The organism is Armatimonadota bacterium (genome assembly GCA_031459715.1).
Taxonomy (GTDB): Bacteria; Sysuimicrobiota; Sysuimicrobiia; order Sysuimicrobiales; family Humicultoraceae; genus Humicultor; species Humicultor tengchongensis.
This window is the reverse complement of record JAVKIA010000005.1, coordinates 42,391-67,050: the sequence shown is the minus strand read 5'-3', so window position 1 is coordinate 67,050 and position 24,660 is coordinate 42,391. Positions and strand designations below refer to the sequence as shown.

At 69.9% G+C, this 24,660-nt stretch carries 18 protein-coding genes and 1 tRNA gene; 14 read left to right on the top strand and 5 right to left on the bottom strand.

Going from position 1 to position 24,660, the window contains the following annotated elements:
- Positions 1 to 7: 7 nt before the first annotated feature.
- Together selA and selB are read left to right on the top strand one after the other, a co-directional pair.
- Positions 8 to 1,396, top strand: a complete 1,389-nt coding sequence (selA, locus tag QN152_03600; protein MDR7538598.1) for an L-seryl-tRNA(Sec) selenium transferase — start codon at positions 8 to 10, stop codon at positions 1,394 to 1,396.
- Positions 1,393 to 3,324, top strand: coding sequence for a selenocysteine-specific translation elongation factor (selB, locus tag QN152_03595; GenBank protein MDR7538597.1), 1,932 nt, complete (start codon positions 1,393 to 1,395; stop codon positions 3,322 to 3,324). The genes selA and selB overlap by 4 nt, the downstream gene beginning before the upstream one ends.
- A gap of 62 nt (positions 3,325 to 3,386) precedes the next feature.
- On the opposite strand, the gene QN152_03590 is transcribed toward selB, so the two are convergent.
- Positions 3,387 to 4,634, bottom strand: a complete 1,248-nt coding sequence (locus QN152_03590) for a hypothetical protein (GenBank protein MDR7538596.1) — start codon at positions 4,632 to 4,634, stop codon at positions 3,387 to 3,389.
- Positions 4,635 to 4,756: 122 nt separating this feature from the next.
- Between QN152_03590 and QN152_03585 the strand changes: the two genes are divergently transcribed.
- The 9 genes from QN152_03585 (at position 4,757) to QN152_03545 (ending at position 14,529) form a co-directional block, all read left to right on the top strand.
- A tRNA-Sec gene (locus tag QN152_03585) sits at positions 4,757 to 4,851 on the top strand.
- Between the two features lie 28 nt (positions 4,852 to 4,879).
- Positions 4,880 to 5,998: an LptF/LptG family permease gene (locus QN152_03580; GenBank protein ID MDR7538595.1), complete on the top strand. Its 1,119-nt coding sequence runs from the start codon at positions 4,880 to 4,882 to the stop codon at positions 5,996 to 5,998.
- A gap of 19 nt (positions 5,999 to 6,017) precedes the next feature.
- Entirely contained in the window at positions 6,018 to 6,572 is a 555-nt protein-coding gene (gene lptC / locus QN152_03575) for an LPS export ABC transporter periplasmic protein LptC (GenBank protein ID MDR7538594.1), read from the top strand.
- Positions 6,569 to 7,780 carry an LptA/OstA family protein gene (locus tag QN152_03570; GenBank protein ID MDR7538593.1) on the top strand — a complete coding sequence of 404 codons (1,212 nt, stop codon included), beginning with the start codon at positions 6,569 to 6,571 and terminating at the stop codon, positions 7,778 to 7,780. The genes lptC and QN152_03570 overlap by 4 nt, the downstream gene beginning before the upstream one ends.
- Before the next feature lie 201 nt (positions 7,781 to 7,981).
- Positions 7,982 to 9,556, top strand: coding sequence for a hypothetical protein (locus QN152_03565; protein ID MDR7538592.1), 1,575 nt, complete (start codon positions 7,982 to 7,984; stop codon positions 9,554 to 9,556).
- A 14-nt stretch (positions 9,557 to 9,570) separates the two neighbouring features.
- Positions 9,571 to 11,034 (top strand): S8 family serine peptidase, encoded by a 1,464-nt coding sequence (locus tag QN152_03560; GenBank protein ID MDR7538591.1) that lies wholly within the window; start codon positions 9,571 to 9,573, stop codon positions 11,032 to 11,034.
- Positions 11,035 to 11,220: 186 nt separating this feature from the next.
- Positions 11,221 to 11,601 carry a hypothetical protein gene (locus QN152_03555; protein ID MDR7538590.1) on the top strand — a complete coding sequence of 127 codons (381 nt, stop codon included), beginning with the start codon at positions 11,221 to 11,223 and terminating at the stop codon, positions 11,599 to 11,601.
- A gap of 210 nt (positions 11,602 to 11,811) precedes the next feature.
- Positions 11,812 to 13,827, top strand: a complete 2,016-nt coding sequence (locus QN152_03550) for an LptA/OstA family protein (GenBank protein MDR7538589.1) — start codon at positions 11,812 to 11,814, stop codon at positions 13,825 to 13,827.
- 90 nt (positions 13,828 to 13,917) lie between these two features.
- The gene (locus QN152_03545; protein MDR7538588.1) at positions 13,918 to 14,529 is read left to right on the top strand and encodes a hypothetical protein; all 612 of its coding nucleotides are present in this window, start codon (positions 13,918 to 13,920) and stop codon (positions 14,527 to 14,529) included.
- Between the two features lie 118 nt (positions 14,530 to 14,647).
- On the opposite strand, the gene QN152_03540 is transcribed toward QN152_03545, so the two are convergent.
- On the bottom strand, positions 14,648 to 15,994 hold the full coding sequence (locus QN152_03540; protein ID MDR7538587.1) for an Ig-like domain-containing protein: 1,347 nt from the start codon (positions 15,992 to 15,994) through the stop codon (positions 14,648 to 14,650).
- Between the two features lie 212 nt (positions 15,995 to 16,206).
- On the bottom strand, positions 16,207 to 16,878 hold the full coding sequence (locus tag QN152_03535) for a hypothetical protein (GenBank protein ID MDR7538586.1): 672 nt from the start codon (positions 16,876 to 16,878) through the stop codon (positions 16,207 to 16,209).
- A 549-nt stretch (positions 16,879 to 17,427) separates the two neighbouring features.
- Here QN152_03535 and QN152_03530 point away from each other — a divergent pair.
- Positions 17,428 to 18,888, top strand: a complete 1,461-nt coding sequence (locus QN152_03530) for a S8 family serine peptidase (protein MDR7538585.1) — start codon at positions 17,428 to 17,430, stop codon at positions 18,886 to 18,888.
- 86 nt (positions 18,889 to 18,974) lie between these two features.
- Here QN152_03530 and QN152_03525 read toward each other — a convergent pair whose 3' ends face one another.
- A complete protein-coding gene (locus QN152_03525; protein ID MDR7538584.1) occupies positions 18,975 to 19,421 on the bottom strand; it encodes a hypothetical protein in 447 nt (148 codons plus the stop codon).
- 199 nt (positions 19,422 to 19,620) lie between these two features.
- Positions 19,621 to 20,166, bottom strand: coding sequence for a DUF305 domain-containing protein (locus QN152_03520; protein MDR7538583.1), 546 nt, complete (start codon positions 20,164 to 20,166; stop codon positions 19,621 to 19,623).
- A gap of 136 nt (positions 20,167 to 20,302) precedes the next feature.
- On the opposite strand from QN152_03520, the gene mutS reads away from it, so the two are divergent.
- Both mutS and mutL read left to right on the top strand, forming a co-directional pair.
- Positions 20,303 to 22,936, top strand: coding sequence for a DNA mismatch repair protein MutS (gene mutS, locus QN152_03515; GenBank protein ID MDR7538582.1), 2,634 nt, complete (start codon positions 20,303 to 20,305; stop codon positions 22,934 to 22,936).
- Positions 22,933 to 24,660, top strand: a complete 1,728-nt coding sequence (mutL, locus tag QN152_03510; protein ID MDR7538581.1) for a DNA mismatch repair endonuclease MutL — start codon at positions 22,933 to 22,935, stop codon at positions 24,658 to 24,660. The genes mutS and mutL overlap by 4 nt, the downstream gene beginning before the upstream one ends.

Genomic DNA, 24,660 nt, shown 5'->3' with positions numbered 1-24,660 from the left:
GGCTGCCGTGGCCGTCCCTCCCGACCCCCGGCTGCGCGAGCTCCCCTCCGTGGAGCGGGTGCTCCAGCAACTGGAGGCGGAGGGTCACCTCCACGGGATTCCCCGCCCGCTGGCCGCCCGGTACGTGCGCCGGGTGGTCGAGGACGCCCGCCGCCGCCTGTTAGACGGCAGCGCGCCGACCGGCTGGTCCCCCGCTTCCGTCTTCGAGGAAAGCAACCGAGTTGTGGCCTGGCACGCCCGGGGGCGCCTGACCCGCACCATCAACGCCACCGGCATCATCATCCACACCAACCTGGGGCGCGCCCCCTTGAGCGATGCCGCGCAGGAGGCGGTGCGCGCGGCGCTGGCCGGCTACACCCTCCTGGAGGTCGATCCGGAAACCGGCGACCGCGGCTGCCGTCAGGCGCACGTAGAGGGCCTGCTGGAGGTGGTCACGGGTGCCGAGGCCGGATATGTGGTGAACAACAACGCCGCCGCCGTCCTGCTGGGGCTGGCGGCTCTGGCGGCCGGCCGTCAGGTGGTCGTCTCCCGCGGGGAGCTGGTGGAGATCGGCGGGGCCTTCCGCATGCCGGATGTGATGGCGCAGAGCGGAGCCCGCCTGGTGGAGGTGGGGACGACCAACAAGACCTACCTCCACGACTACGAGCGAGCCATCAGTCCCGAGACCGCCCTGCTGCTGAAGGTGCACCGCAGCAACTTCGCCATGACCGGCTTCGTCCACGAGGTGGAGGTACGCGACCTGGTGGCCCTGGGCGTCGCCCGCGGCATCCCCGTAATGTACGACCTGGGCAGCGGCGCGCTGGTAGACCTGCGCACCCGAAACCTCCCGCCGGAGCCGACGGTCCAGGAGGCGGTAGCGGCAGGCTGCGCCCTGGTCACCTTCAGCGGCGACAAGCTGCTGGGTGGGCCGCAGGCGGGCGTCATGGTCGGCCGGGTGGACGCGGTGGACCGTTGCCGGCGCCACCCGCTGGCCCGCGCCGTGCGCATTGACCGGCTGGACCTGGCCGCTCTCGCGGCCACCCTGCGGCACTACCTCTCCCCGGAGGAGGCCTGGCAGGAGGTGCCAGTGTTGCGCATGCTGGCCGCAGATCCGCACGAGCTGACCGACCGCGCCCTGTGGCTGGCCCGCCGGCTGCGCAAGACCCTGGGCGACCGGGCTACCGTCACCTGCCTCTCAGCGGACGCCCAGGTAGGGGGAGGCGCGCTGCCCGGCGTGGCGCTACCTTCCGCCGCCGTCCTGGTCCAGCCCCGCGACGGCGCGGCGGACGCCTGGGCGTCCCGCCTGCGGCAGCGGCGCCCGCCGGTGATGGTGCGGATCCACGAAGGGGGGTTGCTGCTCAACCTGCGCACCATCCTGCCCGATGAGCTGCCCGACGTCGTCGAAGCCTTCCGGTGAGTCCGCAGCAGCTCGCCGCAACCTCCCCCGCGTACGTTCTGGGCACCGCCGGGCACATCGACCACGGGAAGAGCGCCCTGGTCAAGGCGCTCACCGGAATCGACCCCGACCGCCTGGAGGAGGAGAAGCGCCGCGGGATGACCATCGATCTGGGCTTCGCCCACCTGGACCTGCCCAGCGGGCGGCGGGTGGGCATCGTCGACGTCCCGGGGCACGAACGGCTGATCAAGAACATGCTGGCCGGCGCGGCCGGAATTGACGCAGTGCTGCTGGTGGTGGCGGCGGACGAAGGGGTGATGCCGCAGACCCGCGAGCACCTGGACATCCTGCGCCTGCTGGATGTGCGGCGGGGGCTGGTGGTGCTGAACAAAGTGGACCTGGTGGACGATCCGGCCTGGCTGCTCCTGGTGGAGGAGGACCTGGACCGCCTGACCGCGGGGTCCTTTCTGGAGGGTGCCCCGGTGGTGCCCGTCTCGGCCAGGACCGGGCAGGGCCTGGATCGGCTCGTGGTAGAGATCGACCGCCTGCTGGATACCGTCGCTCCCCGTCCCGCCGAGGGCCCGGTGCGCCTCCCGATCGACCGGGTCTTCACCATGCCTGGGTTCGGGACCGTGGTGACCGGGACGCTGTGGAGCGGTCGGGTCCGTCCCGGGGAGACGCTGGAGGTCCTGCCGGGCGGGCTGGCCGTCCGCGTGCGCCAGGTGGAGCGCCACGGGCAGCGGATGGCGGAGGTGGTGGCGGGGTCACGGGCGGCGCTGAACCTGGCGGGTGTAGAGCGCGGGGCGCTAGAGCGCGGCATGGTCCTGGCGACCCCGGGGACGCTGACCCCGGCTGTACAGCTCGACGCCCGCGTGCGCGTCTTGCCGGCCGCGCCGCCGCTGCCGCACCTGGTGCGTCTGCGCCTGTACCTGGGAACCGCGGAGGCCTTCTGCCGCCTGGCCCTGCTCGACCGGGAGAGACTGAGCCCGGGGGAGGAAGCACTGGTGCAGGTGCGCCTGGAGCGGCCCATCGTAGCCGCCCGCGGCGACCGGTTCGTCCTGCGCCGCACCTCTCCGGTGGCTACCCTGGGCGGCGGAGAGGTGATCACGGTCAACCCCCCGCGGCGGCGGCGCGGTGCGCAGGCCGTAGCAGAAGTCTCCGCGCTCTCCTCGGCCGACGCAGACACCCTGGTCCATGCCGCCATCGCCGCCCGGGGGGTGGTCGGTGCCGCTGCCCAGGAGCTGGCACCCACGCTGGCGCAGAACCCGGAAGCGGTGGCCCGGGCCGCGGCCCGCCTGGTGGCGCAAGGCAGGGTGATCCAGGTCCGTGAGCGCCTGTTCGATGCCGCAGCTGTAGATCGGGTAACCGCCCGCGTGCGGGAGTTACTGGTGGAGGCGCACCAGCAGATGCCCTGGCGTATGGGGGTGCCCCGCGAGGAGCTCAAAACTCGCGCCGCCCCCGGAGCCGACGACCGCCTCTTCGCCGCCGTCCTGGATCGCCTGCTGGCTGCGGGCACGGTAGCGGTCACCCGCGGCCTGGTCCACCTGGGGACGCACCGCCCGGTGTTTGCACCGGAGGAGGAGAGTCTGCGCCGGGCCATCCTGCACGCTCTGGGGGAGGGACGCTTCTCGCCCCCCACGCTCCAGGAAGTCGGTGCGCGGCTGGGCAGCGGGCCGGCCTTTGCCAGGATGGTGCAGTCGCTGCTGGAAGAGGGAGCGCTGGTGGAGGTGGCGCCCGGGATAGTCTTTGCGGCAGAGATCGTCGAGGAGGTTGCTCGCCGCGTGGTCGCCATGGCGCAGGCTACCGGAGAGGTGACGGTGGCCCAGGTGCGCGACGCGCTGGGAACCAGCCGGAAGTTTGCCCTCGCCCTCCTGGAGTACTTCGACGGCATCCGGCTGACCCGGAGATTGGGCGACCGCAGGATCCTGGGATCACCGCCGCCGCGGTAGGCCCGCCCGCAGGGACCGACAGCTATACCCGCCCACGGAGCCCGTACCAGCGCGGTGCTCGACTATCTCCCCTCGGCGGCCTGAACCGAGCCGGCCAGGACCCGCCACGTCACCGTCCACTGGGTGTTGGCCCCCTGGCAGGGACCCCGGCCCTGGGTCCCGATCGACACCTCTACCCGCGCGCCGGGGCCCAGCACGGGGAGCTGCACCATCTCGGTGCGCGTCACGGTGAACGGGACGACGGTAGGCGTAGGAGCAGGCTGCGGCGGCACCGTGGGAAGTGGAGCCAGGGGCTGCACCAAGTTGCGGCAGACTCCCCGCAGCGTCAGCTCCAGGGCGAGCCCGGTGATGCGCAGCGGGCTGCGGTTGGTCACAGCGACCGCGCTGCCTCCGGGACGCCCGGCTGCCGGAGGGAGGACCGCCACGTCGATCAACCGGTCCAGCATGCCGGCAAACTGCGCCACCTCCCCGACCTGCTGGGTCAGCTCGGCTAGTGCCCGGTGCGGCGGGTTCATCGTCCGCACCGTCACGGTAAACCTGGCCACTACCGTCGTCACGGGCACCCGCTCCTGGAAGCTGCCGGTCCGGCCGGGTCCCACCGGATTGGGGATGACGGCGGCGGAGACCTCCGCCAGGCGGCTGCCGTCTGCGCCCAGTAAGACGATCTCCACGAAGACGGCGATGGGAGCCCCGGAGTTCGCCACTGAGCCGGAGACAACGAAGGTCGAATCTTCCAGCCGACCGGTCACCTCCTGCAGGGTCACTCCAGCCGGGGCCTGAGGAGGCGCCGGTGTGGCTTCCCCGGCCGGGGCCCGCGCCGCCGCTCGGGAGAGCGGCTGGGCATGGAACACCTCGATCAGCGCCACGGCGCCGCCAATCAGGACGAAGCCCACACCGTCGAAGGGGTAGAGCAGCCGGACCACGCCATCGGACTGGGTGCGCACACTGCCAGGCGCCTGCTGGTATGCTGCCCGCACCGTCGCCTCGCCGTCGCCGACCCGCACGCCCTTCGCCGTAACGCAGACAGGGTGGCGGGTGGCCAGCCGGCGCACCACGCCGGAGATGGCGGTGACCTGGCTGACCACGCCGGGAAAGGTGTAGATGACCTCGCCCGACGCACCGGCAGTCCGCCCTGCGGGTGGGCCCAGCAGGCGCAGCATCTTCGCCTCGTCTATGCCCAGGCGTACGGCAGCGATGCCCTGTCCGTCCTGCACCAGGCATGCAGCTGGCCCGGCGGGCGCGGAGGGAGCGGCCGGGGCGAGGAGGGTCAGGGTGAGCGCAGCCAGGAGGAGCGTGACAGCAGGTCGCATCCAGGTCCTCCCCATGCGGGACGAACGGCGGCCCGCGCCAGCACAGCTACGCCCCTAGTATACCCGACTTCTGACCTCGCCCTCCGGTGCACGCAGTGGCAAAGCCGCCTACAATACAGGGCGGAGGGCAGCGTCCGCTGGTGCGGGCCCCGGTCTTCAAAACCGGTGGGAGGCTCAACGGGTCTCCGGTGGGTTCGATTCCCACGGCCCTCCGCCAGGACCTCTTCATCTGGTGGAGCGCCACCGTGACCACTGCCGACCGGTACATCCTGCGCGAGATCGGAGCACCCTTTCTGCTGGGGGTGGGCGCCTTCGTGGTGATGCTGGCCGGCGATGTGCTCTACGCGCTGGCCAGCCTGGTGGCCGCACGCCGGATTACCCTGGAGGTCCTGGCCAGGTTGCTAGCCTACAAGCTCCCGGCGATCCTGGTCATCACCTTTCCCGTCTCCACTCTCTTTGGCGCCCTGCTGGGGCTGGCCCGCCTGACGAAGGACCAGGAGCTGCAGGCCCTGCGACTGGCCGGCCTCAGCCTGACCCGAATCTTCGCCCCGGTCCTGGCCTTCGGCCTGGTGGCCGCCGTGGCCGCGTTCTTCACCAACGAGTACTTTGCGCCCTGGGCGAACCGGCAGGCCAACATGCTCCTCCGCCGGGCGGTGCTGGGCGACGCCCTGCCGCAGATCCGCCAGCAGGTCTTCTTCCGGGGTCCTGGCAATCGATTCTTCTACATTGAACGCACCGACCGGGACCAGACCCTGCACAACGTCATGGTCTACGAACCGGCAGGTGCACTTCCCCGGCTGATCACTGCGCGCCAGGCGACCTGGGGTGGGCGAGCACTGCGGCTGGCGGAAGGGGTCGTCCGGGAACTGGATGAACAGGGGTTCACGCGGTATGAAGCCCGGTTCGCCCGGATGGACATTGCGGTGGAGGTGGACAGCGAAGCCTTCCTGGCCGGGGAGAGGACGCCGGACGAGATGACCGCCCGCGAACTGCGCCGGTACCTGGCCGCCTTCGGCCACCAGGGGGCGGCGTCGGCCTCGGTCATGGAACTGCACCGCAAGTTCGCTGTTCCGCTGGCAGCCGTGGTCTTTGCGCTGCTGGCCGCGCCGCTCAGCGTGTACACCGCGCAGGGTGGCCGTTTTCTGGGTATGGGGCTGACCGTGATCGTCCTCTTCCTCTACTACGCCGTGATGTCCAGTGCCCGGGCGATGGGGGCTGCCGGGGCCGTCTCCCCCGCCCTCGCCGCCTGGCTGCCCAATCTCCTCTTTACGGCCGGCGGGCTGGCCATCTGGGCCCGCCAGGACCAGTGGGGCCGCCGCGCCCCCGTGCCATCCCGGGTGAGCAGCGTTGGCGCCTCTTCCTAGCCGCCCGGTCGCTTCCGTGATGCTGGCCGCAGCGCTGGCTGCGGGCGCCTTCATCGGGTGGCACCTGCGCCGCCCCCCGCCATCTGTGCTGACTCCTGCGCCGGCCGCCACGCCGCCCAGCGTGGCCATCAGGGAGGCCGCGCTCGTGCTCCGCCACCAGGGAGAGAAGCAGGCGGAGGTGAAGGCTGATCGGGTCGAGGTGAGTGCCGATGCTCGCGTCGCGCATTTCCGCGGCATCTCCCGGGCCACGCTCTACCGGGACGGTGCCCCGGTGCTGCGCCTTCGCGCGCGGGAGATCATCCTGGACCGCCGCACCCAGGACTTCACCGTCCTGGGCGACATTGAGATCACCTCCGCGCAGGGCGACAGGATGCTCGCGCCCGAAGCCCGCTGGAGCGCCGCGCGGCGCACGCTGACCTTCCCACGCGGCGTGGAGGTGAAGATCGGGGGACACCACCTGCGGGCCGACCGGCTAGTGGTGGACCTGGCCCTGGAAGCGCTGCAGCTCGAGGGCGACGTGGATGTGACCTTCACCCTGGAGGACTCCCTGCCCGAGCTGGGAGGCCCACGGTGAGGGCCCTCAGGTGGCTGCCCCTGGTGGTCCTGATGGCGGCTGCAGTGGCGGCCGGCACTGCGGGACAGCTTGGCGCGGAGGCTGCACCCGCGACCCCGGGTGAGCCGCAGACCGGGCGTCTCCAGGCCGACCGGATACGGTATGACGCGCGTGCCCGGGTCTTCATGGCCGAAGGGCACGTGCGCCTCACCGTCGGCGAGGTGGAGATCCGGGCGGGTCGGCTGCGGCTTGACCAGCGTGCTCAGGTGGCGACGGCTCAGGGGCAGGTGGTGGTGCAGCAACCCGGTGCCCGGCTGGCCGCCGAGGGCATCCGCTATGAGATCCGCTCCCGGACGGCAGAGGCCGAAGGTCACGTGGTGCTGGTGCAGGGGGACATGGTACTGCGCGCGGGTTGGGTGCGCTTCGCCCTGGAGACACGTGTGACCCAGGCTTCGGCCGGGGTCACGGTGACCCAGAAGGACCTGGAAGTCCGGGCCCCGGTGCTGACCCACGATGGCCGCACCGACCAGGTGACGGCAGAGGGCGGGGTGCGCCTGAGCCAGGCTGGCAGCATCCTGACGGGTGCGCGGCTGGCTGCCAACCTGCGTACCACGCGTGCGGAGATGAGCGGCGGGGCCCGCCTGGTCCGACCGGGGACGCCCCAGGCCGCCGCTCAGCCGCCGGTGGACGCCCTGGCCCGGGAAGAGACGACCATCACCGCCGAGCAGATGCGCTTCCGCTGGGACGTCCCCGAGGCCGAGGCCAGGGGAGACGTACGCGTACGCCAGCGTGATCGCGCAGCGCGTGCCGCCCGCGGGTGGTACTCGGAGGCGCAGGGGCGCCTTCTCCTGGAGGGAGACGTGGTGGTGGAGGGCCTGACCGGAGATCTGTTGCTGCCGGAAGGCGAACGGCCGGCAAGCGAGGAAGCGCGTCAGGTCCTGGCCGCACCGGCGCGGCTGGCCTGCCAGCGGCTCACCCTCTTTCTCCAGTCCCGCGACATGGAGGCCGAGGGGGAGGTGAAACTCACCCAGGGGGCGCGGCTGGCTACAGGCGACAGTGCCCGCTACACCCACCGCGATCGCCGCGTTACCGTCAGTGGGAACGTCTACCTGCAGGACGAGGACGGAAACAGCATCCGGGCGGATCAGGTGATCATCGCCCTGCGGGAAGAGACCTTCGAGGCCCTGGGGAACGTCCGGACGGAGTTCAAGGTGAGGCGGACGAAGTAACGCCTGGGCATCTGCGGAACCCTGTTGCCATATGGCATGGAAGCTGGCAGGAGTCCGCAGGTCATCTGTCGTAAGTTCTCGCAAGGCCAGACCTACCAGACAATCTCGCGCCAGTCCCCTCGCATCTCCGGCAGAAGGGGGTGAGAACCGCAACGTATGCATGCGTGATGGCGGAACAGGTCATCGAGGAGGTGATCGAGCTTGCGGAAGCGCTCCTCGGCAGTCCTGGTTCTGGCGATCGGCACGGCCCTGGCGGTCAGCGGGTGTGGCGTCACTGGAGCGCCCCCTGCGGCCGTCGCTCCGTTCTCAGTGCTGGTGATCCTGGGTAGCGGCAGCGGTGGCTTCAGCGGGCAGCCCGCCGCCGGGGTCGTCGTGACCGTCACGCCCGCCGGCGGTAGCGCAGTCTCGCAGACTACCGACGCCAGCGGCCGGGCGAACTTCTCCTCGTCCCCTTCTGGGGTGTACGACGTGAGTGCCGCACCGCCCTCGACCCTGCCCGCAGCCGCGCTGACCATCCGTGACCTGAATGTGGCCACCACAGGCAGGGACATCGTCCTCGTCCTGGTCCACCGTCTCCCCAGCGACCAGACCCCTCCGCGCACCATCTCCGGTCCGTTCACCGGGACGATCACAGGCACGCTTAAGCGCGCGGACGGCAGCCCGCAGGCCGGCCCCGACAACTGCAGCTCCTCATCGGCTTCCTGCCAGGTTCCCGGGAACGTGGGCATCGTCACCTATACCGGGCTTTTTGACGACATCACCAACGCCACCGGCGGCTTCACCATTAACCGGACCGGGATGTCCAACGAGCGGCCGGCCGTGACTGGATCGCTCTTCGGCGGCAACTGGGACGGCGTGGGAGGGCTGGGCAGCGGGGTGCTGGGAGCGACGCACCTCTACTTCACCCAGTACGCGTACGACCCGGCGGTGAACCTGATCGGTGGAACGCTGGCCTACGGCGACTTCCCGATGGCAAACGTCACCGGCAGCCTGCCCACAGTGCTGGACAGCGAGGGAAAGAGTTTCCTTGCGCCGTTTGACAGCGAGAGCACGGTGGGGTTTTCCCTCACCGACCTGTTTCTCTACCACGCCATCCACAGCCTGGACCTGTGGCTCGGGGAGGTCTACCACGACAGCACCGTGACGTCGGTGACCACCCCCATCCCCCAGATCTCGCTGGCCCAGAGCGTCTACTGGTACGGGCTCGGGTTCGCCGGGGCTCTGGACACCTCGACGTTTACCTTCACGGTGTTCGGTCTAACCACCACCTACCTGACCAGCGGGGCGACAGCCCTGAACGTCAGCTACCTGCCGCGCCCTGGTACACCCACGGTCGGTACGGGTAACCCGCCGGCGATCAGCTGGGCTGCCAGCTCCGGGGCCACCGTTTACGAGGTGGATGTCTTCGACGCGGGCGGGAACCTGGTCTACTACGCGGCCACGAGCTCCAGCCTCTCCGTGACCCTGCCCGCGGCGCTGCCGGCCGGCAGCTACAGCGTCATGGTCTTCGCCAACGACAGCCTCACGTCTGCCGACTATATCGGACGCGAGCGGCTGCGTCCGGCCCTGCGGGCGCGGGGAGGAGTGCTGCGGCCCGGTACCCTTCGCTTCCGGGCCGCTAGAGGGGACCGGGCGCAGCTAGTGCGCAGCGCTGCTCCGCTGCGCCAGGCCCTGCGGGCAGGTGGAGCGCTGCACCGCCCGCTTCTGGATCGGACGCCTTTCAGCAACAACGACGACCGCTGGTCACGGTCGGACATGATTGCCTTTACTCGGTGAGGGGAGGGGTGACCATGAGGATCCGGACTGCCACTGCCCGGCCCGTGCCGACGTCTCGCCTCCTCATTCCCGCCGCGCTGATCCTGGCCACCGCGTGCGGCTCCGTGATGAGCCCCTCCGGCACGCCGGGAGGAGGGACGCCGGGATTTCCCCCGGTCTCCAGCGCGCCGGCTGACCAGTACGTGGCCGGCCAGATTGTGGTGAAGTACCGCCCCGGCGCAAATCCCAGGGAGATCGGCTCGGCCAGGGCGCTTCGCCAGGCCACCGCCGCAGGGCGAGGCGGAGGCTTCACCTTTGTGCTGGTGGAGGTACCGCCGGGAAGGGAAGCGGAGTACATCGCTCAGTACGCGGCGCAGCCGGGCGTAGAATACGCGGAGTTAAACCTGCGCCGCTGGCGGGTCGACGGCGAGACCGCGCAGGTGGCTGGCTCTGGGAGCACCGTACCTGCCCTTGCCCCCAGCGGAGCGATCAGCCCTACCGACCCCAAGCTCAGCGAGTTCCACTCGGCCTTCCAGGTCACGCGTCTGGACGGCACGCTCGTGCCTGCCTCTGAGGCCACCTGGCAGTGGGACATGCACCGCATCGGCGCACCCGTGGCCTGGAGTTCCGTGGACGGGAGCGGGGTGAAGGTGGCCATCACCGACGAAGGTGTGGACTGCACCCATCCCCAGCTTGCCGGAAAGTGCCTCCCCGGCTGGGACGCTGTGGACAACCTGGCCATCCCGGCGGGCGCCAACTCTGACACAGGCGGACACGGGACCCACGTCACCGGGACGGTGGCTGCCAAGGCGGACGGCGTAGACATGGTGGGCGTGGCTCCCGGCGCCCAGGTCATTCCCATCCGGCTGCTCGGTCCCCAGGGTGGGACTACGATGATGGTGGTCAACGGGATGCTTAAAGCCGTCGAGCTGGGGTGCCGGGTGTTCAACGCCTCCTGGGGCGGTCTGGTGGGATCGCGCGCGGAGGTAGACGCCATCGAGTTCGCCATTGCCAACAACTGCGTGCCCGTCTTCGCCGCCGGCAATAGCTTCTCTCCGACGAATGCCCCCGCCTACCCGGCGGCGTTTGCCACGACGATCCCCGGAATGATCGCAGTCGCCTCCTCCACACCGACCAACCGGGTCTCCACCTTCTCCTCCGCCGGCCCCTACGTGACCATCGCCGCCCCGGGCGAGCCCATCTACTCCCTGTTTCCCGCTGCCCAGGGGAGCAACGGGTTCATCAGGGGCACCTCCATGGCCGCGCCGCATGTCACCGGGGCGGTGGCCCTCATGCTGGAACGCAATCCCGGCCTTACCCCTCAGCAGGTCAGGACCATCCTCCAGAACACGGCTAAGGCGCCCTGCTCCGGGTATGCCCGGCCGGACTACAGCGGGAGCCGGTGCGCCTCACCCACGGTCTACGCGCCGGGTGCCGGCTCCTACGGCTGGGGGCTGCTCGACGCCGGTGCTGCGGTCAACGCTGCGGCCAGTCCGTAGAGGCGGGTCGCGGGCCGGGAGGGAGTGCAACCCTGCTCCGCCCGGCCCGCCGAACCTGCCGCTGTCCACCGGCGTTTCTAGGGATAGAGGGAGGCGCCGATGGTGCCAGCCCAGAGGCACCCCAAGCATTGCATGCGATTCTTGGGGACATCGTCTCCTGTTGAACCATGTTCCCCGGGCAGGCGGTTGGCCATCCGGGTGGCAGGAGCGGCACTTCTGGCTCTGACGGTGGCCTGTTCAGAGTCGGTGGTGTGGGGGAGCGGTGCGACCGGACCTGCGGGTCCCCAGCGGGTGGTGGTCATTCCCCGCCAGTACCGTGTCTGGTTCGTCCCCACCGCCTCACCCTCCGCTGCGGCTGCGGTGCTGCTCGGGCTCGGCCTGCACATTGTGCGGGCGGATGAGGCGGGGCGCGTCTACGTCATTCGCATTCCCCAGGGCGTGGAGGAGGCGAAGGTCCTGAGGAGCCTGCGGCAGTCCCACCTGGTGCTCTGCGTGGCCCCCGATGTGGTAGTGGTCCAGGCCAGGAAACCGGTGGGGCCGCCTCCTCCAAAGCATCCCCAGCCCTGAACGCTCTGCTTCGGTCTGGAGGCCGGCGGGATCAACGAGGGGCGGCAGGAGAGGGAAAGGGTCAGGCGAAATTCCCAACTCACGACTCGCCGTCCTCTGCGTCCTCCCTTGCGTCCCCGCCGCGCATTCGCCGCTGCCGTCGCGGTCCTCCTGGCCGTCACCATCCCCTCGCCCGCAACCGGCGCCTCCGGCGGCGCTCAGGAGGCCCCGGTGACTCCGGGGGACGAGGTTCCGGTACGGATCCGCGCCGAGACCTTCCGCTACGACCGGCGCACCCGCGTCCTGGTTGCCACGGGAAACGTCATCCTCGCCTTCGAGGGGGTGACCATCCACGCCGATGCGCTGGTGGCCAACCTGGAGACCGGTGAGGTGACGGCGGAGGGCCGCGTCCGGCTGCGCGCGGGCTCCCAGGAGGCCAGCGCGGACCTCCTGACCTACAACCTGCGCACCCGCCTTGGCGTTTTGCACCAGGCGCGGACGGAGGTGACTAGCCCCCTGGTGCTGGGACGAGTCTACCTACGGGCGCAGCGGCTGGAGGGGGTGCTGGACCGCACGGTGTCGATCCGCCAAGGCTTCGTCACCACCTGCGATCCGGACGATCCGTTGGTTCACCTGACCGCGGAGGAGATCGCCGTCTTCCTCAACGACAAGGTGGTCGGGCGCCGCGTGTCCCTGTGGGTGGCCGGACGCCGCATTCTCACCCTGCCCTCCTTCATCATCTTCCTGCGGGAGCGCCAGGAGAGCCGCCTCTTTCCTGTTGTCGGCTACAGCCCGGCCGAGGGCTGGTTCGTCAAGACCCGCTACAGCTACTTCCTCAACGACCAGCACTGGGGGTTCCTCCTGGCCGACTACATGGAGCGGCTGGGCGCCGGCCTGGGCGTCGACCACTTCTACCGCCTTGCCGGCGAGCGGGGGCAGGGGAATGCGCTTCTCTACCGCCTGGCCAACCGGCAGCTCGAGGAGGTAGACTGGCGCGCCATCCTCACTCACCGGCAGGAGCTGTCGCCTGCGCTCCACCTGGGCCTCTTTGCCGACTACAGCCTCCGGGCGCCGACGGCCGCCCCCGCCGCCAGCGACCTCTACGCCGCCACCGACCTCAGCTACCGCACGGCGCGTGCGAGCACCTTTCTCTTTTCTACCCTCTCCAGCAGTTCATTCGGCCCGGTGTATAGCTTCACCAGCCACCTGGTGCACAGCCAGACGCTCTCTCCCGGCCTGAGCGGGGATGCCATCGTGAGGTTCTCGCGGACCGCAGGGCCCTCCGGGATCGATGATGAGCTGGTGCCCAGACTCGTCCTGCGACACTTCAGGCCCGGATTCTCTGCCACTCTGGTGGCGGAAACGAGCTGGGACCTGGACGGCGATGCCTTCCCCGGGGACCAGCGCTACATCCTGGAGCGCCTGCCTGAGCTGACGTTCGCTCTCTCTCCCTTCCGCCTGGGGCGATCGCCTTTCGTCCTGCAGGTCGAAGGGGGGGTGGGGCGCTTCCGGGAGCACACTGTCGCCCCGCCCGCTGTCACCGACGCCAGTCGGGCCGACGCCCTGCTTACCTTAAGCGGGCCGGTGACGATTGCAGGGGGCACGCTGCAGCTCCACGCCTTCGGCCGGGGGAGCTGGTATACCAGTGGGGAAGGCCGCTTCTTTACAGGCAGTCGGGTTGACTACGTGCGCCCGCTCACCCCGCTACTGGAGTTCCGGACCGCCTACACCACTCAGGCCGTGACCGGGAGCAGCCCCTTCCTCTTCGATCAGATCGCTGGCGTGTTCAGCTTCGCCGAAGCCAGCCTGACCTACCGGACGCCGGGCCTGTTCGCCCGGGCGTCCCTGACCTATGATGCCCTGGCGCAGCGGCTCGGCAACCTGGTGGCGCAGGCGGTGGCCATCCCCAGGCCGGGCTGGACCGTGGCGCTGGCAGCGAGCTACAGCCCAACCGCCGGACGGCTGGAGCGGGTTGAGGCCAACCTCGACCTGCGCCTCAGCCCCGAGTGGCACCTCCGCTACCTGGGGTTCTACAACGCGTCCACCAATCAGGTCGTGCACGACCGGCTCTCGGTCACCCGCATCTTCTGCGACTGTCTGGCCGTGGGGCTGACCTATTTGGGCGCGCGCCAGGAGCTCTGGCTGGAAGCCTGGCTCACCGCCATCCCCTGGGGGCGGGGAAGGATCGGCCTTGGACAGACCGGCCTCCTCTTCGACCAGTCGTTCCCCTTCACCGGGGCGCCGTAGGAGCAGGCCTGTGGCCTCCGGGCGCGGTAAAGGGGGTAGAAGGCGCCCGGGGAGGAACCGGCCAGGGAGGTCGGAAAGGGGGAGGTAGCCATGATGGGCCGGGTAGCACCATCCGTCGGGGTCACCATTAGCGTCGTTCTCCTGGCCCTGCTGGTCTCCCCCGTGCCGGGAGACGCACAGGCAGGGCCGCAGGTTGTCATCACGGTGGTCTTTGCCGGGCCTATTCGCCCCTCGGGGGGCTCCTACTATATCCCCTTCACCGTCGACGAGAGCATCCTGCGCGGCCCGCAGCCCGACAGCACCAACTGGACACACTACGTCCTGCTGCGTGGGGGGCGCTTCTTCTTCGGACGCGTTCCCTCCGTCCCCTACCGCCCGTTCGGCTTCGAGGCGATTCGCCCGCCAGAACCGTTCTTCTTCGGGGAGCTCCTCCCCGACGGGCGGACCATCCGGGCGCGGGTGCCCCTGGGCAGCCTGCAGACAGATACGGTGCCGCCGAGCCGGGTGAAGGTGAACGTGGTCACCGTGGACGACAACCAGCATCCTCTGGATGCCCTGGGGCCTGGCGCCCGGGATATCTTCGGGTTCGTCACGCTGGAGGTGCCACGGGACACCTTTGTGACGTTCACCGACCCGGTCGGCGACGCCCCTTTGCCGTCGTTCGACATCGTCTCCGGCGACATCCGGCTGGCCGTCCCCTGAGCCCCCGATCCCTCGGGCCAAGACCCGACTGCAGCATCCAGGGCTGGAGCACGTCCGGGAAATGTGGCCTGGTACGGGCCGGGGCCCCCGCAAATTGGGGAGGCGAATTTCTGGGTGGTTAGCGCCGGCGCTCCGCGAACAGGCGGCGCTGGTCGTCCAGGTTCACCGTGCGCAACATCTGGGGGAGGAAGTCTGCCAGGGGGAGCGAGTCACGCTCGTAGCGGGCGAGCTCCTCGGCGAAGTGATCCACCAGGATGAGACCTCGGTCATAGTGGCGACGGAGGAAGGCGGAGCGCTGGTCGGCGGGAACCCCCAGGCGGGCGGTGACCGCGGCGACGAGGCTCTCCCGGATGACCGTGGGCCAATCCCGATAGCCGTGACGCTGGGCAGTCTCCCGCACCAGGTCGTAGAGGACACCGGTCCGCTGCACCTCCAGTTCGGCCTCGGGCCGGGGCTGGCCGAGGACCAGCCGCACGGTGAGCGCCGCCAGGGGGAGGGGGTCGACCTTCCCGGGGGCGCCTAGGACGAAGACGGCCGTCCCGTCCAGACGCACCAGGTATTCGCGGCCGGGCACATCAAGTAGGTTGGGCACGAGGAGGATGCGTTCGCGCGGGACGTCACCTGCTCGCAGGTAGTCCAGCGTACGCCCCATCAACGTCAGCCCCTCGGCGGCCAGGGCGGATGCGGCCTGGGTGTGGGCTTCCGCCTGGGCTTTCCAGAGGTCGGCCACGCCCGCGGCCCGGTAGAAGTCGGCAAGCACCCGGCCGAAGCCATCAAGGCCCTCGGGGGCGCGCTGCTCGGCGAAGCCAGGCGGCGGACCGAGGGTCAGGACGTAGCGCACGTACGCCTCCAGGGGCTGCTGGTGCTCATCCCGGTAGCGGCGCACCGGTTCCACCACCTTAAGGGCCAGCTCCCCCAGCTTCTCCCGCACGGCCTGACGCGCCGCACCCGACTCCTTGAGCCCTTCGTCGTACCCCGCGGCGTTCAGTGCGGCGAAGAGGGTGAAGAGGCGCTCGTCGCTGCGCACCTCCACGCGGTCCCGCAGCCGCGCCTGCCCGGTGCCGGCACGGGCCGCGGGGGGACCGGCGGTGAACGACCAGGTGAACGTGGCCAGCGCGTTCCCCGCCTGGTCACGCCCGGTGACGGTGATGGTGTACTTGGTGCCCGGATTGAAGGGGTCTTGCGGGCGGACGCTGACCGTGCGCCCGTCGGCCGACCACTGGGCGGGGGTGAAGGTGACTGCCGGGTCGGAGGTCAGGGTGACCGTGCGCGGGTTCATGGTCTTGCTGAAGGTGACGGAGATCTGGGCGTCCGCAGGAACGGTGGCGTCGCGCTCGGGCACGGTGGCGGTGACGGTGGGCGCGGTGGTGTCGGCGCCGGGGGCAAGAGGGGGAAGACCGGTCAGGGTGCCGCAGGCCGGCAGCGTCAGGACCAGCAGGAGCGGAAAGAGCAAGCGATATCCCATGGCGGATGGCACGTCTTGGCGCTGGCTATGTTCTGAACAGGGGCCTCCAACTCCTCCAGCCTGTGCTGCAGGACCACATCCGCTCCGGGCTTCGAACAGCCTGCCATCCCCGCTCTGAGTCCGCGTTTGCTCAATTCGGCATGCCGGATATGGAGCGGGAGCCAGCCGACAGCGACTGGCTGCCCGAGGGTCTTTCCAACTTGAGAGGTGAGTCAGCGACGGACTCCAAGACCGGGACCGCCTTGCTTTGTGATAACCATGCCGCCTCCGTTGGGAGCGCAATCGGTCACCTTAATCGAGCCGCCGTTCATGTTCCCCGCGAAGATCCCCGTACGTGTGGCCCCGTCGTCACCGCCTAGCGCGGAAAGAGGGATGTTGAACGTCAGGGTGTTTCCGGAGACAGCTACACTGGCTTCCCCCACGGGGCTAAGCGTGGTGTCCACGATAGTGTAGTTTCCGTTGGCGAGGCGGCCAGGTCCCTCCCAGGAGACCAGGAAGAAATCGCCACCGGGCATGGAAAAGCCCAATGCCCCACATCCGTAAGACAGCCCGGTCGCAGGGTTCTCGTCCGTGTCAATGGCGAGTTCGGGGACCATCTGGGTACCCGCTGCATCACCGGTACCTCCCGGAGGAGGAAGTACGACAGGCTGGGCAAACGTGACTTCCACCTGGAGGGTATCGTAGGAACCGAAGGGGGAATTGTCTATGCGCCTGGTGACCATGGTGAGGGCGTCATATACAGTGGGCGGTGCCCCTGCTGCCGTATCACCAGCGGGATCGGCAAATCTGCTGACAATCGTGGCCAGTTGCGCCACACCTGCCGCACCGCACGCAGTAACCACAAGCACGGCAGCGAGAATGAGTACCACGGGTCTGACGCGCACTTCTCTCACCTCCCGGAGAGGATCTTCGCACAACATACGCCGCCAGTTCGTGGCGCCCAAGGAAATTCCTGCTTCGTGGGCTCAAGGAAATTCCCGCCCGCCGAACTCGACGCTGCCCTACCGCGGGTACTGGGAGTCTAGCTAGCAGGCTCTGTTCCGGATTGAGAGGATTTCCCCTCAGCCAGGCTGAATACAGGCTCATCTCTGGCGGTGCTTAAGCACGGCCGCGGACTCGTTTCCGGGGAACTACCTTCTCGCCGGGGCGGAGGAGCTGAAGGAGACGATCCCTTGAGAACCATGTCAGCCTGCCAGTATCCCCTAATCGCGACACCGCAGAGGTGCGGGGGCCCCCCGCCGCGTTGTGCTACCCTGTTGGTTACCCTGGCCCTCACGGTCTCCGCCTGCGGGAGCAGCGGCGTAGGGCCGGCGCCCGGTGGATTGACAGGCGCGGTGTCGGGCACAGTCACGGTGTCAGCCTCGCGCACCGCCTCGACCACCGCCTTGCCGGGCACCTTGCTGCTCCCTCTACGTCCGCGCGGAGCGCGGCCCGTGCACGTCCCAGACCGGTTGATGGTGAAGTTCCGTCCGGGGATCGGCGCCTCCGCCTCAGCCAGGGTGCACGCGCAGGCGAAGGCGGTCGTGGTGGGCACGATCGACCGGCTGGACGTGCAGGTCGTCCGCCTGGGGCCCGGCGCTTCCGCGGCCGAGGCCATGGCCGCCTACCGGGCATCAGGCCTGGTGGAGTACGTGGAGCAGGATGCGTATGTGTACGCTGCAGCGACTCCTAACGACCCGATGTACACGGCGCAATGGCACTTTCCCCTGATCAACCTGCCGCTGGCGTGGGAGACGACGACGGGCGGAGTGACCATCGTGGCGGTGCTGGATACAGGGATCAGGTTTGACCACCCCGATCTGGCAGGGGTCACCGTGCCTGGCTTCGACTTCTTCGCGGATCCAGACGACGCCGATCCCACGGACCCGGGGTGTCCCACGGTCGACCCCACGGACTTCAGTCACGGGACCCACGTCTCCGGCACCATTGGTGCGCTGACGAACAACGCGGTCGGCGTGGCCGGGGTGACCTGGGGCGGGGCGGCCGCCACGATGGTCATGCCCATCCGCATTCTGGGCGAGGACCCAAGCCTCTCCGCCTGTGGCGTGGGCTCCTACGCCGACCTGGCCGCAGCAATCACGTACGCCGCAGATCACGGGGCCAAAGTGATCAGCATGAGCCTGGCCGGCGCGGTGGACAGCACCACCGTGGACAATGCCATCTCCTACGCGCGTGCCCGCGGCGTCACTCTGGTGGCGGCGGCTGGGAACGGTTCCTGCGGACCGGTGAGCTATCCCGCGCGCAACGCTCAGGTCATCGCCGTAGCGGCCACAGGAAATGGAAGCCCGCCCGCTCGTGCCTCCTACTCGAACTGCGGCCCGGAGCTGGACATCGCCGCTCCGGGTGGAGACGGCGGCTGGTTCGTCCTCAGCACGAGCTGGCGGCCGTACGATGGCTTCGCCAACGCGTACGTGGGCTTCCAGGGTACCTCCATGGCTACCCCGCACGTCGCCGGGGTCATCGCCCTCATGATCTCACGGGGGTGGGTCGGCCCCGCCGCCATTCAGGCCAGGCTGGAGGGCACAGCCACCGACCTGGGGGCTTCGGGGAAGGACGCGGAGTTCGGTTCCGGGCTGGTGGACGCGTCTGCAGCGATCGGGGGCGCCGCAGCGTCCACACGGATGCGGGCATTCTCGGGGGTCATCGACGGAACGACAATCAGGCGGCAGAGCGACGGCGTGGAGGTGGCGGGCAGCGGCGCGTTCCTGATCACTAGTGCGCAGGCGGGGACCAAGACGGTCTTCGTCTGGCAGGACTTCAACGCCGACGGGACCGTGGACGCCGACGACTTCTTCGGCCAGACCCCGGGTGTCGTCATCAGTCCCGGGGCAACGACGTCGGGAGTCTCCGTCACCGTCCAGCGCTACTCCGGTCCGACTCTCACCGTAAACTGATCAGGCATCACGATGGGTAACAAAGCATTCCTGCATGACCTCCGAAGGTTCGCAGGAATTCCTGGTTGCGCGCAGGCCTGGCGGACTCAGATGCGCAGGTCAATAATGGCGGAGACCCCCACCCCCACCACGCGGCGCAGGCTCTTCCAGGGCTCCAGGCCGTCCACCGGAATCAGAGCCCTGATCTGCCAGACCCCGGCGAAGTTAGCATCCAGAGCGGCAACGGCCTGAACCCTGTTCACCGCGTTCTTCGGGCCCGCCACCTGCGCGGCGCCGATGGTCGCCCGGCCGGGGGCGCCCACCCCGATGGATATGCTGAGGATGGGCACCACCTTGGTGGTGGCCTTCGTCTCAGCATCCTTCGAGAGCAGCAGGCGGTTGATGAAGTCGTTGATCTGCGGGGCGAACATCCTGACGGCCGCGCCGATGCCCACCGTCTTGATGATGCCAGTGATGTCCTGGGCGTAGGCGCCGGCAGCGCCGCCCAGCAGCAGCGCGGCCGCCAGCAGGGCGACAAGCTTGGTGCGGGGCACGAGCATCCCTCCTTTGTCGGTCCGTCGCACGCGAGCAGTCCAGCCGCTATAAAGTACGCAGACCGCCGGTCCGGGGTTCCGCCCGGCGCGTAGGCCGTACAGACCCGGCCACGGCGCAAGGAGGCTCCCTCTGGAGGTTCCAGGGAAGGGGCCGGCTTTCCCTGCCGGGTGGTCCCGGCCTATGCGTTCTCGGGGTGCCCTAGCCCGGGTACCACTTCCGCAGCCAGCCGCGCAGCATGGTCACCTCCTGGGCTTCCACGCGGGCGATCTCTCCGGCCATGGCCCGGAGCTCCGGGCGGTGCCCCTTCGCCGCGGCCAGGCGGGAGAGGGCGACGCTGCGTTCCAGCTGCCCGGCCATCATGGGGATGTACGACCGCTCCAGGGCCGCACCCTTGAGGCCGCGCAGCTTCTTCACTGCAGAGGTAGCCACCCCGGCATAGCGCTGTCCCGGCGAGGCGCCGGCCTCGCGCAGCCATACCAGCATCTGCCGTACCTGGGTGTTCTTTCGCTCGACCACGCGCTGGTTCCACTTGAGGAGCTCGGCGTGGTCGGCGTTCAGGGTGGCCGCCAGCGCCATCTCCACCGCCTCCTCGTGCACGGGGATGAGGGCCCGCATGTAGGCGAGGTCGAACGCCGGGCCGCTCAGAGCGGCCAGTGCGGCCAGGGTGGGATCAGGAGCGGAGGAGGGAGCTGCGGAGACGGGAAGCGAGAGGGCAAGCAGGAGGAGGGCAAGCGTCATGCGCATGGTGACACCTCGAGGCAGGATCTGTGGAGCGTCCGGGGGCGCTCCGTGGGCTATATGCCCAATTCCGGGCAGGATTCCCCCTGCGGTGATACGAAGAGACCGGGCAGCCGGCGAGGTTTGATATGTGGCAATGAGCCTGCACGATCTCACCCCCATGATGCGCCAGTACCACCAGTTGAAGGCTCGCCTGCCGGGGACGCTGCTGCTGTTCCGCCTGGGCGACTTCTACGAGCTCTTCTACGACGACGCCAAGACCGCGGCGCGAGAGCTGGAGATCGTCCTCACCTCGCGGGAGGTGGGGAAGGGGAGGCGCATCCCCATGTGCGGCGTTCCCTACCATGCAGCCATGGGCTACGTGGCCCGTCTGGTGGAGCGAGGCTACCGGGTGGCCCTGTGCGACCAGGTGGAAGACCCCCGGCGGGCGAAGGGACTGGTCCGCCGCGAGGTGACCCGGATCATCACTCCGGGCACGGTGATGGACGAGAGCCTCCTCCCGCCCCGGGCCAGCATCTACCTGGCCGCGCTCGCTGGCCACGGCGAGCGCTGGGGTCTGGCTGCGGCCGACCTCTCCACCGGCGAATTCCTGGTGACCGAGGTCCCTTCCGCGCAGTGGCCTCGCCTGCGCGAGGAGATCGCGCGGCTGGAGCCACGGGAGATCCTGGTCTCCGCCGGGGCAGCCGAGGCGCTGCGTACCACCCTGGCCCCAGCGCACCTCACCCCGCTGGAGGAGTGGCGCTGGGATCCGGCCACCGCAGGCCGCATCCTGCAGGAGCACTTCCGCGTGCACAGCCTGGAGGGGTTCGGCTGCGCCACCCTCCCGGCGGCCACCACCGCTGCCGGCGTCCTGCTGCACTACCTGCAGCAGACGCAGCTCAGTCCCCTGGAGCACCTGCGCGGCCTGCGCACCTACACGCTCGACGACTACCTGGTGCTGGACGAGGGGACCCGGCGGCACCTGGAGATCCTGCGCAACCAGCGCGACGGTGGAGTGCGCCACACCCTGCTGGAGGTGCTGGACCGCACGGTCACCACCATGGGCGGGCGGCTGCTGCGGAGCTGGCTGACACAGCCACTGCGGGAGGAGGCCGCCATCGGTGCGCGGCTGGACGCGGTCCAGGAGCTGCTGCAGCAGCCAGCGCTGCGGTCCGCCGTGCGCGACGCGCTGAAGGCCATCGCTGACCTGCCGCGTCTGGTGGGACGGATCGGCCACGGCTCTGCCGGTCCGCGGGACCTAGTTACCCTGCGGCTCTCCCTGGAGCGCCTCCCTGCGCTGCGGGCCACGCTGGCTGAGGCGACCGCGCCGCGGCTCCGCCATCTGGCCGGAGAGGTGGAGGATCACGCCGCCGCGGCCGCTCTAGTCGCCCGGGCCATTGTTGATGACCCCCCGGCGTCCCGCCAGGGCGGCGTCATCCGTGACGGGTACGACGCCGACCTGGACAGCCTGCGCCGCGCGGCGCGGGAGGGGAAGCGCTGGATCGCCGACCTGGAGGCGGTGGAGCGGGCGCGCACGGGGATCAAGTCCTTGCGGGTTGGCTACAACAAGGTCTTCGGCTACTACATCGAGGTGAGCAAGCCCAACCTGCGCCTGGTGCCACCCGACTACGTCCGCAAGCAGACTCTGACCGCCGCCGAGCGGTTCATCACCGCGGAGATGAAAGAGCGGGAGGCCCAGATCCTGGGGGCGGAGGGGCGCATGGCCGAGGTGGAGGCCCGCCTGGTGGCGGAGGTGCGCCAGGAGGTTGCCGCCCACGCCCCGGCCATTCAGCGCACCGCTGCCGCGCTGGCGGAGTGGGACGTCCTGGCCGCCCTGGCGGAGGTGGCGGCGGTGCGGGGCTACACGCGGCCGGTGTTGACCACCGCCCCGGTGCTGCGGGTCCGCGCCGGGCGTCATCCCGTGGTGGAGGCGGCACTGCCGGCCGGAGCGTTTGTGCCCAACGACCTGGAAATGGACGTCGACCAGCGGGCCATCCTCATCGTCACTGGCCCCAACATGGCCGGCAAGAGTGTCTACTGCCGGCAGGCGGCGCTGCTCACCATCATGGCGCAGATCGGGTCCTTCGTCCCCGCGGAGGAGGCGGTGGTGGGGATCACCGACCGCATCTTCACCCGCGTGGGCGCCACCGACGACACGGCGCTGGGCCGCAGCACTTTCCTGGTGGAGATGCAGGAGACGGCGCAGATCCTGCACAACGCCACTCGGGCGAGCCTGGTCATCCTGGACGAGGTGGGGCGCGGCACCAGCACCTACGATGGGATGAGCATCGCCTGGGCGGTAGTGCAGTACCTGCACGACCAGATCGGCGCCCGTACCCTCTTCGCCACCCACTTTCACGAGCTGACCGAGCTGGCCGCCCTGCTGCCGCGGGTGCACAACGTCAACGTCCTGGTGCGGGAGGAAGGGGAGGAGGTGGTCTTCCTGCACCGGGTGGTGGCGGGGGCGGCCGACCGATCCTACGGCATCCACGTGGCCCGCCTGGCCGGCATCCCCCCTCCGGTGATCGAGCAGGCGCGGCGCGTGCTGGCCCACCTGGAGGCGGCGGTGGGGCCCGGCGCGGAGGGCGTGGCTGCGCCCCTGCCCGGGAGGGCGCGGGGCGCGCGGCAAATTCCGCTGCCGCTTGAGGTCCCTTCGCCGGTGGAGCAGGAGCTGCTGGCCCTGGCCGTGGAGACCCTCACTCCTCTGGAAGCGCTCAACCGGCTGAGCGAGCTGCGCGAGCGGGTGCGCGCCGCGCGAGGAGGCCCCCAGAGGCTGCGGGAGAAGCGCCTGCAGTGAGCCGGATCCGTGTGCTGGACCGGGCCGTCGCCGAACGGATCGCCGCGGGGGAGGTGGTGGAGCGGCCAGCGGCGGTGGTGAAGGAGCTGGTCGAGAACAGCCTGGATGCCGGGGCGCGGGTCGTCACCGTGGAGGTGGAAGGGGCCGGTCTGCGCCTGATCCGCGTGAGCGACGACGGCTGCGGCATGGACCCCCAGGACGCTCCGCTGGCGGTGCAGCGCTTTGCCACCAGCAAGATCGCCCACGTGGCAGACCTGGAGCGGGTGGCCACCTACGGTTTTCGGGGAGAGGCGCTGCCGAGCATCGCCGCGGTCAGCCGGCTGGAGCTGGTGACTCGTCCGCCCACCGCCGACCTTGGGACCCGGGTGGTGGTCGTCGGAGGTCGTCCTCCGGTCGTGAGCGCAGCGGGGACTGCCCCCGGCACCGTGGTCACGGTTACAGAACTCTTCGCCAACACCCCGGCGCGACGCAAGTTCCTCAAGTCGCCAGGGCGAGAGTTCGCCCTGATCGCCGACGCGGTGCAGCGCCTGGCTCTGGCCGCTCCCGCGGTGACCTTCCGGCTGCGGCACGACGGCCGAGAGATCCTGGTCTACCCCGCCGCCACCCAGCAGGAGCGGCTGGCTCAGGTCCTGGGACGGGACCTGGCCGCCGCCATGCTGCCGCTGCGGGGTGGGGGAGGGGAGATGGCCGTCGGGGGCTGGGTGGTCCGACCCGAGCGCGCCCGCCCGGGGCGGCAGGTTGACTACCTGTACGTGGGCTGCCGGCCGGTACACAGCCGCATGCTCTCCCGGGCGATCGTGCAAGGGTACGCCGAGCTGATGCCCGCGGGACGGTTCCCCACCGCCGTCGTCTTCTTGTGGCTTGATCCATCCCTGGTGGACGTGAACGTCCATCCGCGCAAGCTGGAGGTCCGCTTCAACGACGAGCACCGCATATTCGCCGCAGTCGTCCGCGCGGTGCGGGAGGCGCTGCGCCAGCCTCAGGGCCTGCGGGCCACCCCTGCGGTACGGGCAGCCCCGTCCGGCCTCCCCCCGGCAGTGGTGGGGGAGGCGTGGTCCAACGCGGGCCCCGGGTCGCCCCCCCGGGCTGTGTCGCCTGGCGCAGGGACACGCGCTGTGGCCGAGATGCAGCCGCTCTACCCCCAACCTGCCGGCCGCCTGCCTCCGCTGCGCCCTGTGGGTCAGATGCTGGCCACGTACCTGCTGGCGGAGGCCTCAGACGGCCTGGTGCTTGTCGATCAGCATGCCGCGCACGAGCGCGTGCTGTACGAACGACTGCTGCGCGAGGCCAGCGCTGGAAGCGCCGCCCAGCTCCTGGCCGTCCCCGTGCCGGTCGACCTGACCGCCGCGGAGATGGCCGTGCTGGACGAATTCCTTCCGGCGGCGGCTGCCCTGGGCTTCCTCCTGGAGCCCTTCGGGGAGACCACCATCCTGGTGCGCGGCACTCCGGCCGCCCTCACCCGGGGTGCCCCAGAAGATCTGGTGCGCCGGGCCCTGGGGGCGATGGTCGACCTGCGGCGTGGTGACGAGGTGCTCCGCCACCTGGCCATCGCCACCGCCTGCCATACCGCGGTGCGCGCCGGCGATCCGATGACGCCGGAGGAGATGGAGGCGCTATTGCGAGATCTGGCCGCGACCGAGGACCCCTTCACCTGCTTCCACGGCCGCCCCACCATGGTCTGGGTCTCCCGCCAGACCCTGGAGCACTGGTTCCTGAGGCGGTAA

Coding starts and splice junctions, on each gene's coding strand:
- QN152_03590 (MDR7538596.1), bottom strand. CDS start 4,634: ATGCGACCTGCTGTCACGCTCCTCCTGGCTGCGCTCACCCTGACCCTC.
- lptC (MDR7538594.1), top strand. CDS start 6,018: ATGCTGGCCGCAGCGCTGGCTGCGGGCGCCTTCATCGGGTGGCACCTG.
- QN152_03560 (MDR7538591.1), top strand. CDS start 9,571: ATGAGGATCCGGACTGCCACTGCCCGGCCCGTGCCGACGTCTCGCCTC.
- QN152_03545 (MDR7538588.1), top strand. CDS start 13,918: ATGATGGGCCGGGTAGCACCATCCGTCGGGGTCACCATTAGCGTCGTT.
- QN152_03540 (MDR7538587.1), bottom strand. CDS start 15,994: ATGGGATATCGCTTGCTCTTTCCGCTCCTGCTGGTCCTGACGCTGCCG.
- QN152_03520 (MDR7538583.1), bottom strand. CDS start 20,166: ATGCGCATGACGCTTGCCCTCCTCCTGCTTGCCCTCTCGCTTCCCGTC.